Annotated in this window: 17 protein-coding genes; 7 read left to right on the forward strand and 10 right to left on the reverse strand. The window is 56.5% G+C overall.

Translation table 11 applies throughout. The annotated features are described in order from the left end of the window. The coding region (locus DEO48_RS10890; RefSeq protein ID WP_181366996.1) for an OapA N-terminal domain-containing protein at window positions 1-400 on the reverse strand (400 nt) is incomplete at its 3' end. A gap of 15 nt (window positions 401-415) precedes the next feature. Continuing rightward, the gene (gene znuA / locus DEO48_RS10895; protein WP_146198265.1) at window positions 416-1360 is read right to left on the reverse strand and encodes a zinc ABC transporter substrate-binding protein ZnuA; all 945 of its coding nucleotides are present in this window, start codon (window positions 1358-1360) and stop codon (window positions 416-418) included. Between the two features lie 77 nt (window positions 1361-1437). On the opposite strand from znuA, the gene znuC reads away from it, so the two are divergent. Together znuC and znuB are read left to right on the forward strand one after the other, a co-directional pair. After that, window positions 1438-2193, forward strand: coding sequence for a zinc ABC transporter ATP-binding protein ZnuC (gene znuC / locus DEO48_RS10900; RefSeq protein ID WP_109845165.1), 756 nt, complete (start codon window positions 1438-1440; stop codon window positions 2191-2193). Beyond that, window positions 2190-2975, forward strand: coding sequence for a zinc ABC transporter permease subunit ZnuB (znuB, locus tag DEO48_RS10905; protein WP_047061093.1), 786 nt, complete (start codon window positions 2190-2192; stop codon window positions 2973-2975). Before znuC ends, znuB begins: the two co-directional genes overlap by 4 nt. 57 nt (window positions 2976-3032) lie before the next feature. Here znuB and ruvB read toward each other — a convergent pair whose 3' ends face one another. The 6 genes from ruvB to aspS all read right to left on the reverse strand — a co-directional run bounded on the left by ruvB (window position 3033) and on the right by aspS (window position 8288). After that, window positions 3033-4043 (reverse strand): Holliday junction branch migration DNA helicase RuvB, encoded by a 1011-nt coding sequence (gene ruvB, locus DEO48_RS10910; RefSeq protein WP_023312235.1) that lies wholly within the window; start codon window positions 4041-4043, stop codon window positions 3033-3035. 8 nt (window positions 4044-4051) lie between these two features. Continuing rightward, window positions 4052-4666: a Holliday junction branch migration protein RuvA gene (ruvA, locus tag DEO48_RS10915; protein WP_023312236.1), complete on the reverse strand. Its 615-nt coding sequence runs from the start codon at window positions 4664-4666 to the stop codon at window positions 4052-4054. Window positions 4667-4746: 80 nt separating this feature from the next. Beyond that, a complete protein-coding gene (gene ruvC / locus DEO48_RS10920) occupies window positions 4747-5268 on the reverse strand; it encodes a crossover junction endodeoxyribonuclease RuvC (RefSeq protein ID WP_003859749.1) in 522 nt (173 codons plus the stop codon). Between the two features lie 34 nt (window positions 5269-5302). Then, window positions 5303-6043 carry a YebC/PmpR family DNA-binding transcriptional regulator gene (locus DEO48_RS10925; protein ID WP_008500447.1) on the reverse strand — a complete coding sequence of 247 codons (741 nt, stop codon included), beginning with the start codon at window positions 6041-6043 and terminating at the stop codon, window positions 5303-5305. Between the two features lie 27 nt (window positions 6044-6070). After that, entirely contained in the window at window positions 6071-6514 is a 444-nt protein-coding gene (nudB, locus tag DEO48_RS10930; protein ID WP_023312237.1) for a dihydroneopterin triphosphate diphosphatase, read from the reverse strand. Between the two features lies 1 nt (window position 6515). Further along, window positions 6516-8288 (reverse strand): aspartate--tRNA ligase, encoded by a 1773-nt coding sequence (gene aspS, locus DEO48_RS10935; protein WP_109845166.1) that lies wholly within the window; start codon window positions 8286-8288, stop codon window positions 6516-6518. A 263-nt stretch (window positions 8289-8551) separates the two neighbouring features. On the opposite strand from aspS, the gene DEO48_RS10945 reads away from it, so the two are divergent. Genes DEO48_RS10945 through cmoB form a run of 5 tightly spaced genes read left to right on the forward strand, consistent with a single transcriptional unit; the run spans window position 8552 to window position 12132 of the window. Further along, window positions 8552-9118 carry a hydrolase gene (locus DEO48_RS10945; protein WP_109845167.1) on the forward strand — a complete coding sequence of 189 codons (567 nt, stop codon included), beginning with the start codon at window positions 8552-8554 and terminating at the stop codon, window positions 9116-9118. Next, window positions 9115-9933, forward strand: coding sequence for a DUF72 domain-containing protein (locus tag DEO48_RS10950; RefSeq protein ID WP_109845168.1), 819 nt, complete (start codon window positions 9115-9117; stop codon window positions 9931-9933). The genes DEO48_RS10945 and DEO48_RS10950 overlap by 4 nt, the downstream gene beginning before the upstream one ends. 51 nt (window positions 9934-9984) lie before the next feature. Then, complete coding sequence (locus tag DEO48_RS10955; protein ID WP_021240443.1) at window positions 9985-10380, forward strand: MAPEG family protein; 396 nt, start codon at window positions 9985-9987, stop codon at window positions 10378-10380. A gap of 40 nt (window positions 10381-10420) precedes the next feature. Next, window positions 10421-11164 carry a carboxy-S-adenosyl-L-methionine synthase CmoA gene (gene cmoA, locus DEO48_RS10960; protein ID WP_109845169.1) on the forward strand — a complete coding sequence of 248 codons (744 nt, stop codon included), beginning with the start codon at window positions 10421-10423 and terminating at the stop codon, window positions 11162-11164. Beyond that, window positions 11161-12132, forward strand: a complete 972-nt coding sequence (gene cmoB / locus DEO48_RS10965; RefSeq protein WP_109845170.1) for a tRNA 5-methoxyuridine(34)/uridine 5-oxyacetic acid(34) synthase CmoB — start codon at window positions 11161-11163, stop codon at window positions 12130-12132. The genes cmoA and cmoB overlap by 4 nt, the downstream gene beginning before the upstream one ends. A gap of 205 nt (window positions 12133-12337) precedes the next feature. Here cmoB and cutC read toward each other — a convergent pair whose 3' ends face one another. Beyond that, entirely contained in the window at window positions 12338-13081 is a 744-nt protein-coding gene (gene cutC / locus DEO48_RS10970; RefSeq protein ID WP_109845171.1) for a copper homeostasis protein CutC, read from the reverse strand. A gap of 78 nt (window positions 13082-13159) precedes the next feature. After that, the gene (locus DEO48_RS10975; RefSeq protein ID WP_109845172.1) at window positions 13160-13720 is read right to left on the reverse strand and encodes a VOC family protein; all 561 of its coding nucleotides are present in this window, start codon (window positions 13718-13720) and stop codon (window positions 13160-13162) included. Window positions 13721-13924 lie beyond the last annotated feature (204 nt).

A 13924-nucleotide genomic window follows, 5' to 3' on the forward strand; every position in this document is an offset into this window, starting at 1 on the left:
TCAGGTTGCGAAGATCTTTATCCGCAGCCGCCAGCTGGCTGATATTGCCCATGTCGATGCCGTACTGGTTAAGCACGCTACTCAGCGTATCCCCGGTAGAGACAACATATTCGTGGATACCCGCCTCATTCTCGGTTTTATCGTCCAGCTCATCCTGCGGGATAGCTTCATCTTCCTGAGCCGCCTGGTCGATAGGCTCACTGGCTTCAGGCAGCAAAGAACGGATTTCGCTCTTTTCAAGCTCAATGGTTTTAATGATAGGGGCAGAACTCGGGTGGTAAACATAGGGCCGCCAGACGGCGACCGCTAAGGTGAGAACTGTAAGCGACCCCAGCATAACGCGGTGGGGTCGTGGCAGATTGTTAAATGCCAGGGCGACAGAGCGGGCTATCTGTTGCACGTATTCACTTCCTCGTTAATCTCCTTTCAGGCAGCTCGCATACTGGTTCGCCAGTTGGCTGAGGAACTGCGAATAGCTCGCTTTGCTCAACTGGATATTCGTACCTAGCGGGTCAAGGGTTCCCATGCGCACGGATGTTCCCCTGGCCACGGCTTCTACGACCGCTGGCCTGAACTGTGGCTCAGCAAAAACGCATGTCGCTTTTTGCTCAACCAACTGTGTTCTGATTTCATGTAAACGCTGCGCACCAGGCTGAATTTCAGGGTTGACGGTGAAGTGGCCCAGTGGGGTCAAACCGTAGTGTTTTTCGTAATAGCCGTAGGCGTCATGAAAAACGAAATACCCTTTACCTTTCAACGGTGCGAGCTCATTACCAACCTGCTTATCGGTTGCGGCTAATTGTGCCTCAAAATCCTTCAGGTTGGCGTCTAGTTTGGCTCGACTTTGCGGCATAAGTTCCACTAATTTGTCATGGATTGCAACCGCTGAAAGCCGCGCTATCTCTGGGGATAACCAAAGATGCATGTTGTACTCGCCGTGATGGTGATCTCCATCACCTTTTTCGCCGTCTGCGGCATGATGATCATGTTCGTCGACGTCGTCATCCGCCCCTTTCATGAGCAACGGTTTCACCCCGGAGAGTTCGGCAATCGCGACCTGTTTTTCGCCAGCAACCTGTTTTGCTGACTTTTGCATAAACGCTTCCATTTCAGGACCAATCCAGACAACTAAGTCCGCGTTTTGTAAGCGTTTTACATCCGACGGGCGCAGGGAATAGTCATGCTCGGATGCACCATCAGGGAGCAGAACCTGGGTTTCCGTTACCCCGTCGGCAATGGCGGACGCGATGAAACCGAGTGGTTTAAGCGAAGCGACAACCGCAGCGTTAACATCTTGTGCGGTTGTACCCCAAAGGGCAGCGGATAATGCTGCGAAAAGAAGCGTATTTTTATGTAACATAATGCGACTAATCATCGTAGTGAATGCGTGGAATGTGATATTATAACATTCGTTGACTTCTTCAAGCTTAAAATGACATGACGACATTGGTTTCTCTTGAAAATATTTCGGTCTCATTCGGGCAGCGCCGCGTCCTCTCTGACGTGTCGCTCGATCTGAAGCCCGGCAAAATTCTGACGCTGCTCGGCCCCAATGGCGCAGGCAAATCCACCCTGGTGCGCGTGGTGCTGGGTCTGGTCGCCCCCGATGAAGGCGTGATTAAGCGCGAGGAAAAATTGCGTATTGGCTATGTGCCGCAAAAACTTCACCTCGACGCCACGCTGCCGCTGACGGTCAGCCGATTCCTGCGTCTGCGCCCCGGCACCCGTAAAGCCGATATTCTCCCGGCGCTGAAACGCGTGCAGGCGAGCCATCTTGTCGATGCGCCGCTGCAAAAACTGTCCGGCGGTGAAACTCAGCGTGTTTTACTTGCCCGCGCGCTGCTGAGCAGCCCGCAGCTGCTGGTACTGGATGAACCAACTCAGGGTGTGGATGTGAATGGTCAGGTTGCGCTTTATGATTTGATCGACCAGCTACGTCGGGAGCTTGATTGCGCCGTGCTGATGGTGTCTCACGACCTGCATCTGGTGATGGCAAAAACCGACGAAGTGCTGTGTCTCAACCACCATATCTGCTGTTCCGGTACGCCTGAAGTGGTGTCAATGCATCCGGAGTTTATCTCCATGTTCGGCCCCCGCGGCGCTGAACAGCTGGGTATTTACCGTCATCATCATAATCATCGCCATGATCTACAGGGACGAATCGTACTGCGTCGGGGAAATGGACACTCATGATTGAACTGTTACTGCCCGGCTGGCTGGCCGGGATTATGCTTGCCTGCGCCGCGGGTCCACTCGGCTCGTTTGTTGTCTGGCGCAGAATGTCCTATTTTGGCGATACCCTGGCGCACGCGTCTCTGCTGGGCGTTGCCTTTGGTCTGCTGCTGGATGTCAACCCCTTCTACGCGGTGATTGTGGTCACGTTGCTGCTGGCCGCCGGTCTGGTCTGGCTGGAAAAGCGCCCTCACCTCGCCATTGATACGCTGCTTGGCATTATGGCGCACAGTGCCCTGTCTCTGGGCCTGGTGGTGGTCAGCCTGATGTCGAACATCCGCGTGGATCTGATGGCCTACCTCTTCGGCGACCTGCTGGCCGTGACGCCGGAAGATCTCATCGCTATCGCCGTTGGCGTGGTGGTGGTGCTCGCTATTCTGCTCTGGCAGTGGCGGAATTTACTGGCCATGACCGTCAGTCCTGATCTGGCATTTGTCGACGGCGTGAAGCTGCAGCGCGTAAAACTGCTGCTGATGCTGGTGACGGCATTAACGATTGGTGTCGCAATGAAGTTTGTCGGCGCGCTGATTATTACGTCGCTGCTGATCATCCCTGCCGCCACGGCGCGTCGCTTTGCCCGTACGCCGGAGCAGATGGCCGGCATAGCCGTGATTATCGGAATGATTGCGGTAACGGGTGGGTTAACCTTCTCGGCGTTCTATGACACGCCTGCGGGGCCGTCAGTGGTGCTGAGTGCGGCGGTGCTGTTTATCTTCAGTATGATGAAAAAGACCGCGAATTAACATGGCGGGCGCAGAAGCCCTCACCGGCCCTCTCCCTCGGGGAGAGGGAACACAACATTACGGCATTGCCGGTGGCGTAATGCCGAAATGATTCCACGCCCGCACCGTTGCCATACGTCCACGCGGGGTACGCTGCAGGAAGCCCTGCTGGATCAGATACGGCTCCAGCACATCTTCAATCGTCTCACGCTCTTCCCCAATAGCCGCAGCCAGGTTATCCAGCCCGACCGGGCCGCCAAAGAACTTATCCAGCACCGCCAGCAGCAGTTTACGGTCCATATAGTCAAAGCCTTCGGCATCGACGTTCAGCATATCGAGCGCCTGAGCGGCGATCTCCGCGGAAATCGAGCCATCGTGCTTCACCTCGGCAAAGTCACGCACGCGGCGCAGCAGACGGTTGGCGATACGCGGCGTACCGCGGGAACGCTTCGCTACTTCAAACGCGCCCTCTTCGCTCATTTCGAGCCCCATATAGCGGGCGCTACGGCCAACGATGTGCTGGAGATCCGCCACCTGGTAAAACTCAAGACGCTGCACGATGCCGAAACGGTCGCGCAGCGGAGAGGTCAACGACCCGGCGCGGGTGGTGGCGCCAATCAGGGTAAACGGCGGCAGATCGATTTTGATGGAGCGCGCGGCCGGGCCTTCACCGATCATGATATCCAGCTGGTAATCTTCCATCGCCGGATAGAGCACTTCCTCCACCACCGGCGACAGGCGGTGGATCTCATCGATAAACAGCACGTCATGCGGTTCGAGGTTGGTCAGCATCGCCGCGAGATCGCCAGCCTTTTCTAGCACGGGGCCAGAGGTGGTGCGCAGGTTGACGCCCATCTCATTGGCGACGATATTCGCCAGCGTGGTTTTGCCTAAACCGGGAGGGCCAAAAATCAGCAGGTGATCGAGCGCATCGCCGCGCAGCTTTGCCGCCTGGATGAAAATCTCCATCTGGGAACGAACCTGCGGCTGGCCGATATACTCATCAAGCAGTTTTGGGCGGATCGCGCGGTCCACCACGTCATCTGCCTGAATAGTGCCTGCCGACACCAGGCGGTCTGCTTCAATCATCCTTTACCTCACAATGCAGCGCGCAGCGCTTCACGAATCAGGGTTTCACTGCTGGCGTCCGGTTTGGCAATTTTGCTCACCATACGGCTGGCCTCCTGAGGTTTATAGCCCAGCGCCACCAGCGCGGCAACCGCTTCCTGCTCGGCGTCATCATCCGTCGCAGGGCCGCCAGGTGAGGTCAGTACCAAATCGGCTGCCGGAGTGAACAGATCGCCATGCAGACCTTTAAAGCGGTCTTTCATTTCGACAATCAGGCGCTCGGCGGTTTTCTTACCGATGCCCGGAAGCTTAATCAGCGCCGCAGGATCTTCGCGCTCAACGGCATTCACAAACTGTGGTGCCGACATGCCGGACAAAATCGCCAGCGCCAGCTTCGGCCCAACGCCGTTGGTTTTAATCAGCTCGCGGAACAGGGTGCGTTCCTGCTTGTTATTGAAGCCGTACAGCAGCTGGGCATCTTCACGCACCACAAACTGGGTAAAGACAATCGCCTCTTTGCCCGCGTCCGGCAGCTCGTAGAAGCAGGTCATCGGCATATGGACTTCATAGCCCACGCCACCCACTTCCAGCAGCACTAACGGGGGTTGTTTTTCAATGATGATGCCTCTGAGTCTGCCTATCACGTGACGCTCCTGCGTTCTGGGAGAAATTAACTGCCGACATAATAAAAAAAGGCTGGATGTTTATCCAGCCTGATTTCTGATTATCGTAATCTGCCTCGCGCCAGATTGAGCCGCGACTCGCTCATTTGCATCGCATTCTGGCTGACGTGACAGTGGGTAATCGCAATAGCCAGCGCATCGGCGGCGTCGGCCTGCGGGTTCGCGGGAAGCTTCAGCAGGGTACGCACCATATGCTGTACCTGACTTTTCTCCGCGCTACCAATGCCCACTACCGTCTGCTTGACCTGACGCGCAGCGTATTCGAATACCGGCAAATCCTGGTTCACGGCAGCGACGATGGCGACACCGCGCGCCTGACCGAGCTTTAGCGCCGAATCGGCGTTTTTCGCCATAAAGACCTGCTCGATGGCGAAATAGTCCGGCTGAAACTGGGTGATGATTTCCGACACGCCCGCATAAATGAGCTTCAGGCGCGAAGGAAGATCGTCCACTTTGGTGCGAATACAGCCGCTGCCCAGGTAGGTTAACTGGCGTCCCACCTGACGGATAACGCCATAACCGGTGACGCGTGAGCCTGGGTCAATCCCGAGAATAATCGACATCACGCGTCTCCCGTAAACGGTTTACAGGCTCTCATCAGAGAGTCGCTGCAACCTCATCAGAGATTTCACCGTTGTGGTACACTTCCTGCACGTCGTCGCAGTCTTCGAGCATGTCGATCAGACGCAGCAGTTTTGGTGCCGTTTCCGCATCCATGTCCGCTTTGGTAGACGGGATCATGGACACTTCAGCGTTGTCCGCTTTCAGGCCAGCCGCTTCCAGCGCGTCGCGCACGGCACCCATCTCTTCCCACGCGGTATAAACGTCGATAGCGCCGTCATCGAAGGTCACTACGTCTTCCGCACCGGCTTCCAGCGCCGCTTCCATGATCGCATCTTCGTCGCCTTTCTCGAAGGAGATGACGCCTTTTTTGCTGAACAGGTAAGCCACGGAACCGTCGGTGCCCAGGTTGCCACCGGTTTTGGTGAACGCGTGGCGCACTTCCGCAACGGTACGGTTACGGTTGTCGGACAGACATTCAACCATCACCGCAGTACCGCCAGGGCCGTAACCTTCATAAATGATGGTTTCCATGTTCGCGTCTTCATCACCGCCCACGCCACGTGCGATAGCACGGTTCAGGGTGTCACGCGTCATGTTGTTAGACAGCGCTTTATCTACCGCCGCGCGCAGACGCGGGTTAGAAGCCGGGTCGCCGCCGCCCAGACGCGCTGCTGTCACCAGCTCGCGAATGATTTTGGTAAAGATCTTACCGCGCTTGGCATCCTGTGCCGCTTTGCGGTGTTTGGTGTTGGCCCACTTACTATGACCTGCCATAAAAAGTTCTCCAAAAATCGCGCCTTCTCAGGCTGCGTTAATTACAAATTCTTCAATCGCCTGCCGGTTGCTCCACGACTTGGTGAGTGCGGCGGCATCCGCCGCACTCACCCAGCGGTAGGTCAGGTGTTCGGTAAACACGATCTCCCGTTCATGGGGGAGCGCGAGACAGAACCACGACTCCGTATTGCGCTCGGTACCCGGTGCGTAGCGATGACGTAAATGGCTAAAAATTTCAAACTCCACCGTGCGCTGGCAGTCCTTCAGGGTCAGTTGCTCGCGGGCAACGTCAATGGTGACCTCTTCCTTTACTTCGCGCGCGGCGGCCTGCAACGCGGTTTCCCCCTCTTCCAGACTGCCGGTTACCGACTGCCAGAAATCAGGGTCATCGCGCCGCTGCAACATCAGCACCCGCTTCGTGTCTTCTGCATAAATGACCACCAGGACCGAAACGGGAAGCTTATATGCCATATCAGTTTTTCTCTTCCTTCTTCACCACTTCAATGCCCAGCTCGGCCAGAGAGGCCGGGTTGGCAAAGCTTGGCGCTTCGGTCATCAGACACGCTGCGGCAGTGGTTTTCGGGAAGGCAATAACATCACGAATGTTATCGGTGCCGGTCAGCAGCATGGTCAGTCGGTCAAGACCGAAGGCCAGACCCGCGTGCGGCGGCGTACCGTATTTCAGGGCGTCCAGCAGGAAGCCAAACTTCTCGCGCTGCTCCTGCTCGTTGATGCCCAGAATGCCGAACACGGTCTGCTGCATTTCGCCGCTGTGAATACGTACGGAACCACCGCCCACTTCGTAGCCGTTGATAACCATGTCATAAGCGTTCGCGACCGCATCTTCCGGTGCCGCTTTCAGCTCTGCCGCCGTCATGTCTTTAGGCGAGGTGAACGGGTGGTGCATTGCGGTCAGGCCGCCTTCACCGTCGTCTTCAAACATTGGGAAGTCGATAACCCACAGCGGCGCCCATTTGTTTTCATCGGTCAGGCTCAGGTCTTTGCCGAGCTTCAGACGCAGCGCGCCCATCGCATCCGCCACGACTTTCTTGTTGTCTGCGCCGAAGAAGATCATATCGCCGTCCTGCGCGCCGGTGCGCTCAAGGATCGCTTCCACGATGTCCGCGTTCAGGAATTTCGCTACCGGGCTGGTGATGCCTTCCAGACCTTTCGCGCGCTCGGTCACTTTAATATAGGCCAGACCTTTCGCGCCGTAGATCTTGATGAAGTTGCCGTAGTCGTCGATCTGCTTGCGGCTCAGGGCAGCACCACCCGGTACACGCAGGGCAGCCACACGGCCTTTAGGATCGTTAGCCGGGCCAGCGAAGACGGCAAACTCAACGCCTTTCACCAGGTCTGCTACGTCCACCAGCTCCATCGGGTTACGCAGGTCTGGTTTGTCGGAGCCGTAACGACGCTCGGCTTCAGCGAAGGTCATGATAGGGAAATCGCCCAGCTCAACGCCTTTCACGTCGTTCCACAGGCTACGCACCAGAGCTTCCATCACTTCACGCACCTGCCCGGCGGTCATGAAGGAGGTTTCCACATCGATCTGGGTAAATTCTGGCTGGCGGTCAGCGCGCAGGTCTTCGTCGCGGAAACATTTAACGATCTGATAGTAGCGATCGAAGCCGGACATCATCAGCAGCTGTTTGAACAGCTGTGGAGACTGCGGCAGCGCGTAGAATTTGCCTTTATGTACGCGGGATGGGACCAGGTAATCGCGCGCGCCTTCCGGCGTGGCTTTGGTCAGCATCGGGGTTTCGATGTCGAGGAAACCATGGTCATCCATAAAGCGGCGCACCAGGCTGGTGATTTTCGCACGGGTTTTCAGGCGCTGAGCCATTTCCGGACGACGCAGATCCAGGTAGCGGTATTTCAGACGCGCTTCTTCAGTGTTGACGTGGTTGGAGTCCAGCGGCAGCGCTTCTGCACGGTTGATGATCACCAGATCGGACGCCAGCACTTCGATGGCCCCCGTCGCCATGTCGGCGTTGACGTTTTTCTCGTCACGCGCGCGCACTGTGCCGGTAACCTGAATGCAGAACTCATTACGCAGCTCAGAGGCCAGCTTCAACGCATCTGCGCGATCCGGATCGAAGAACACCTGAACGATACCTTCGCGGTCGCGCATATCGATGAAGATAAGGCTACCAAGATCACGACGACGATTGACCCAACCACACAGGGTTACCTGCTGTCCAACGTGGGACTGACGCAGCTGCCCGCAATATTCTGTACGCATGAGATATCCCTTAATTAGCCGCAGGCTAAATGTCGCCTGGTATGCAGGCTACTATGTCGCAGCTTTCTGTATGTCACAACTGGATGAAAAAAGGCGGCTATTATACTGGAAATTCCGCCGGACGATAAGAGCGAACCACGGCCAGGCGGTCGTTTGCTGCACTCTTATTGCGCATTCTCACAAAAATTAACAAAATTATCCGACCAGGAACAGGCCATGACGTCGTATGGTGTTTGGAAGTGATTCATTTAACGGGAGTAACGATGTTAACACTTGATGCCAGTAAAACCGCACTTATTGTGATTGATTTACAGGAAGGCATTCTGCCCTTCGCCGGTGGCCCGCATACTGCGGATGATGTGGTCAACCGCGCTGCTCGCCTGGCGGAAACATGTCGTGCCAGCGGTGCGCCTGTTGTCATGGTGCGCGTCGGCTGGTCCGCTGATTACGCCGAAGCGTTAAAACAGCCCGTTGATGCCCAGGTTCCAGCACGCGCCCTGCCTGAAAACTGGTGGACGTACCCGGCCGCACTCGGCAAACGCGACAGCGATATTGAAGTGACCAAACGCCAGTGGGGCGCATTTTACGGTACCGATCTCGAACTGCAGCTCCGCCGTCGCGGCATCGACACCATCATCCTGTGCGGCATTTCCACCAACATCGGCGTGGAGTCTACCGCCCGCAACGCTTGGGAGCTGGGCTTTAATCTGGTGATTGCCGAAGATGCCTGCAGCGCGGCCTCCGCGGAACAGCACCAGGGCAGCATGACCCATATCTTCCCGCGCATCGGCCGCGTGCGCAGCACGGATGAGATTGTCAGCGCGCTATGATGTACGTGGGCCTGCCCCAGTGGTCGCACCCGAAATGGGTGCGCCTTGGCATCACCAGCCTTGAGGAGTATGCCCGGCACTTCAACTGTGTCGAGGGTAACACCACCCTGTATGCGCTCCCCAAAGCCGAGATTGTTACGCGCTGGCGGGAACAAACCACCGACGACTTCCGCTTCTGCTTTAAGTTTCCGGCCACCATTTCCCACCAGGCCGCGCTGCGCAACTGCGGTGATTTGACCGAAGAGTTTTTTACGCGCATGTCGCCGCTGGCGAACCGCATCGGTCAGTACTGGATCCAGCTACCCTCCACGTTTGGCCCGCGCGATTTGCCTGCGCTCTGGCAGTTCCTGGATACCCTGCCCCGCGAATTCACCTACGGCGTCGAAGTCAGGCATCCTGAATTTTTTGCGAAGGGCGAAGCAGAAAAAGCGCTCAATCGCGGCCTGCTTGAGCGTTCCGTTAACCGGGTGATCCTCGATAGCCGCCCGGTGCACAGCGCTGTGCCCCATAGCGAAGCCATCGTTGAAGCTCAGCGTAAAAAACCGAAAGTGCCGGTCCACGCCATCGTGACCGCGCATAACCCAATGGTCAGGTTTATCGGCAGCGATAACATGCAGCAAAATCAGGCGATGTTCGCCGTCTGGCTGCAAACGTTAGCGAAGTGGGAACACACCACCACGCCGTATCTCTTTTTGCATACGCCGGATATCGCCCAGGCCCCCGAACTGGTCGATGCTCTTTGGCAGGCCTTGCAGGCTGCGGTGCCGTCCGTGGGCAGCGCCCCTTCCATCCCACAACAATCTTCTCTTTTCTGATATCACCCCCTATCATAGTGAAGTGCCATCTGCCAAAAACAGGGAGTTTGTATGGTCAGCGCGCTGTATGCGGTGTTAGGTGCATTACTGCTGATTAAGTTTTCATTTGATGTTGTGCGCCTCAGAACGCTGTACCGCGTCTCTTACGGTGACGGCGGATTTTCCGAGCTACAAAGCGCTATCCGCATTCATGGCAACGCGGTCGAATACATCCCCGCAGCCTTAATCCTGCTGCTGTTTATGGAGATGAATGGCGCAGAAACCTGGATGGTGCACATCTGTGGCCTGCTTCTAATTGCTGGCCGCCTGATGCACTATTACGGTTTTCACCACCGCTTAATCCGCTGGCGTCGTTCCGGCATGAGTGCGACCTGGTGTTCGCTTTTGCTGATGGTGCTGGCTAACCTGTGGTATATGCCGTGGGAGTTGGTTTTCTCCCTCCATTAGCGCACAATACGCCACTTTATTTTTCCCGGATTTTTACGTTATGTCAGATCGCGACACGCTTTTTTCCGCGCCTATCGCCAGCCTGGGCGACTGGACCTTCGATGAACGGGTAGCCGAAGTCTTCCCGGATATGATCCAGCGCTCTGTTCCCGGTTATTCCAATATTATCTCTATGATCGGCATGCTGGCTGAGCGCTTCGTTCAACCCGGCACGCACGTCTATGACCTGGGCTGCTCGCTCGGCGCGGCAACGCTGTCGGTTCGTCGTAACGTTCACCAGGAAGGCTGCCGAATCATTGCCGTCGATAACTCCCCGGCGATGGTTGAGCGCTGCCGTCGCCACATTGACGCGTATAAAGCCCCTGTTCCGGTAGACGTGGTGGAAGGCGATATCCGCGAGATTGAGATCAATAACGCCTCGATGGTGGTGCTGAATTTCACCCTGCAGTTCCTGGTGCCTGAAGACCGCCAGCTGCTGCTGGACAAAATTTATCAGGGACTGAATCCCGGCGGCGCGCTGGTGCTCTCGGAGAAATTCAGCTTCGAAGATGCCGAGGTTGGCGAACTGCTGTTCAATATGCACCACGATTTCAAACGGGCGAACGGCTACAGCGAGCTGGAGATCAGCCAGAAGCGCAGCATGCTCGAAAACGTGATGCTGACGGATTCCGTAGAAACCCACAAAGCGCGTCTGAGCAAAGCCGGGTTTGAGCACAGCGAACTGTGGTTCCAGTGCTTTAACTTTGGCTCTCTGGTGGCGCTGAAAGCGGGGGAACCCGCATGATCGAATTCAGCAACTTCTATCAGCTGATTGCCAAAAACCAGCTTTCCCACTGGCTGGAAACCTTGCCCGCGCAGATTGCGGCCTGGCAGCGCGATCAGCAGCACGGCCTGTTAAAGCAGTGGTCAAATGCGGTGGAGTTTCTGCCCGAACTGACCCCGCATCGTCTGGATCTTCTGCACAGCGTAACCGCCGAGAGCGAAGAGCCGCTTCCGGCCGGACAGATCAACCGCATCGAAACGCTGATGCGTAACCTGATGCCGTGGCGCAAAGGGCCGTTTTCACTTTACGGCGTGAACATCAATACCGAATGGCGCTCGGACTGGAAATGGGATCGCGTTCTGCCTCACCTTTCCGACCTGACGGGACGTACCATTCTGGACGTGGGCTGCGGCAGCGGTTACCACATGTGGCGCATGATTGGCGCGGGCGCGCAGCTGGCGGTAGGAATTGACCCGATGCAGCTGTTCCTGTGCCAGTTTGAAGCGGTGCGCAAGCTGCTGGGTAACGACCAGCGCGCGCACCTGCTGCCGCTTGGCATTGAACAACTCCCTGCCCTGAAAGCCTTTGATACTGTCTTCTCCATGGGCGTGCTGTACCATCGTCGTTCCCCGCTTGAACACCTGTGGCAACTGAAGGATCAGCTGGTCAGCGGCGGCGAGCTGGTGCTGGAAACGCTGGTGATTGAAGGCGATGAACATGCCGTTCTGGTGCCGGGCGATCGCTACGCGCAGATGCGCAACGTTTACTTCATCCCTTCCGCGCTGGCGCTGAAGAACTGGCTGGAGAAGTGCGGGTTTGTGGATGTGCGGATTGCCGACGTCAGCGTGACCTCGCTCGAGGAACAGCGCCGCACCGACTGGATGATCACCGAATCGCTGGAGCAATTCCTCGACCCGGCCGACCACAGCAAAACTATCGAAGGCTATCCAGCCCCGATGCGTGCGGTGCTGATTGCGACTAAGCCGTAGCCTTTTTGCCGGGTGGCGGCTACGCCTTACCCGGCCTACTCGTAGCACGTTTTCTCCGAAATAGTTCAAGTTGCAGCGAGGCGGCCAACGCAGCTGCGGCATGAAATATGAAGGAGAAAAAAAGGCCCCTGTTGAAATTGCAGGGGCCTGGTACAAGCAAGCATCATATTGGGCGACATGATGCGCGGTAAAAATCGGTACGTTGCTACACGTGATGGCGCTCAATCAGCGACTTCATTTCCGCAACCGACTCTCCCTCTACGCCATAGCGTGAATACTCATCCGCTTCAGCATCCGTCGACATTGACAATCCTGTATTGCGATAACGCATGGGCGAAGGTATCCATTTACCCGCGGAGCTGTGCAGCTCTTCTACCCCTGCGTTTAAAAACCGTTCCAGATTGCTGGCGCGGACTCCCGCACCCGCCATTATTATTGGAACACCGGAATGTACTTTTAGTTCCGTAATTAATTGCAGTCCTTTTTCAGCTGACGCCTGCTGACCCGATGTCAGGATGCGTGCCACGCCAAGTTCTCCAAGCGTTTCAAAGGCCTGAAGCGGATCTTTACACATATCAAATGCACGATGAAAAGTGACGGCCAGCCCCTGCGCGGCGCTCATAATCTGACGCATGCGCGGTATATCGATATTGCCGTCTTCATCCAGCAGGCCGGTCACCAACCCTGGAAACCCAAGGTCCCGAACGAGCGCGATATCATCAAGCATGGCACTGAACTCGCCCGCCGTGTAACAAAAATCACCGCCGCGCGGACGAATAATCGGGTGAACGGGAATGGTGACGGCCTGACGGGCAGACTTCAACACGCCGTAAGACGGCGTCAGCCCGCCCTCTTTGGGTGCCGCACACAGTTCAATGCGGTCAGCTCCGTGCTTTTGCGCGGTCACGGCACACTCCACGCTGTAACAGCAAATCTCCAGCAGCGCCATTTAATCCTCCTGAAATTCCACTAAACGAAACATCATGACACGCCGTCCGTTTTCAGTCCCGGCGTGAACTCACATCTCTTACGCTTCGCTGGCAACGATCTGCTCAATGGTCCACGGATGAAACTTCACCGTGACCTGCCCGTCAGTGACGGCCAGCGTCGGGTTTGGTAACCGCTCGCGCTCGCCTTTGGGTGAACTCGTCTTCACAAAAATTCCCGGCTTGCTTAAACCCTCGTCGGAAAGCAGGGCCAGCGCGCGCGCGTTCAACGTTTCCGGCTCACCCGGCAGGACAATTTCGATATGCTCCCAGCCTTCGTGCGGATAGCGTTTCTCGCCCGGCCACGGCAGTTCAACCACGCTGAAATGCCAGTGCGCCACGTTCACCGGCTCATGCAACTTAAACAGGCAAATCGGGCGACCATTGATGATGTTCTCGGAGAGCAACTCGCCGCACCGTTCGAACCCGCGACGCCAGCGCTCGGCCGTGGCATTCTGATGACAGCGCAAAGAGATGTGATCGGCCTCAAGCGGCGCGATTTCCAGACCGAGACGGGTGGCAAGTTCTGTGAACGCCTGGGTGAAGCGCGGTAAATCTGCGGAAATATCATGCAGTTCGTCAATGGATTGCCAGTTCGCCATAAGTCACTCTCTTTTCATGTCGCAAAGCCGCTAATTTACTCTGTTGCCCTGTTTTGACCAACCGCAGAATCCGGCTTTTTGCGACTGCATGATTATGCACACCTTCAACGCCTGGATTCTGAGCAATCTTCGGGCCCCGCAATGCTGACGCCAGAGGGCATTTGCAGTATACTCCCGCCCTAAATTCTTTAACTGGCGCGGGCG

Origin of the sequence: Enterobacter sp. CGMCC 5087 (assembly GCF_003144775.1) — a bacterium.
GTDB classification, from domain to species: domain Bacteria; phylum Pseudomonadota; class Gammaproteobacteria; order Enterobacterales; family Enterobacteriaceae; genus Enterobacter; species Enterobacter cloacae_M.

Bases quoted from the DNA above. Each gene is read 5' to 3' on its own strand.
- znuA (WP_146198265.1), bottom strand. From the start codon at position 1,360: ATGTTACATAAAAATACGCTTCTTTTCGCAGCATTATCCGCTGCCCTT.
- znuC (WP_109845165.1), top strand. From the start codon at position 1,438: ATGACGACATTGGTTTCTCTTGAAAATATTTCGGTCTCATTCGGGCAG.
- znuB (WP_047061093.1), top strand. From the start codon at position 2,190: ATGATTGAACTGTTACTGCCCGGCTGGCTGGCCGGGATTATGCTTGCC.
- ruvB (WP_023312235.1), bottom strand. From the start codon at position 4,043: ATGATTGAAGCAGACCGCCTGGTGTCGGCAGGCACTATTCAGGCAGAT.
- ruvC (WP_003859749.1), bottom strand. From the start codon at position 5,268: ATGTCGATTATTCTCGGGATTGACCCAGGCTCACGCGTCACCGGTTAT.
- DEO48_RS10925 (WP_008500447.1), bottom strand. From the start codon at position 6,043: ATGGCAGGTCATAGTAAGTGGGCCAACACCAAACACCGCAAAGCGGCA.
- nudB (WP_023312237.1), bottom strand. From the start codon at position 6,514: ATGGCATATAAGCTTCCCGTTTCGGTCCTGGTGGTCATTTATGCAGAA.
- aspS (WP_109845166.1), bottom strand. From the start codon at position 8,288: ATGCGTACAGAATATTGCGGGCAGCTGCGTCAGTCCCACGTTGGACAG.
- DEO48_RS10945 (WP_109845167.1), top strand. From the start codon at position 8,552: ATGTTAACACTTGATGCCAGTAAAACCGCACTTATTGTGATTGATTTA.
- DEO48_RS10950 (WP_109845168.1), top strand. From the start codon at position 9,115: ATGATGTACGTGGGCCTGCCCCAGTGGTCGCACCCGAAATGGGTGCGC.
- DEO48_RS10955 (WP_021240443.1), top strand. From the start codon at position 9,985: ATGGTCAGCGCGCTGTATGCGGTGTTAGGTGCATTACTGCTGATTAAG.
- cmoA (WP_109845169.1), top strand. From the start codon at position 10,421: ATGTCAGATCGCGACACGCTTTTTTCCGCGCCTATCGCCAGCCTGGGC.
- cmoB (WP_109845170.1), top strand. From the start codon at position 11,161: ATGATCGAATTCAGCAACTTCTATCAGCTGATTGCCAAAAACCAGCTT.
- cutC (WP_109845171.1), bottom strand. From the start codon at position 13,081: ATGGCGCTGCTGGAGATTTGCTGTTACAGCGTGGAGTGTGCCGTGACC.
- DEO48_RS10975 (WP_109845172.1), bottom strand. From the start codon at position 13,720: ATGGCGAACTGGCAATCCATTGACGAACTGCATGATATTTCCGCAGAT.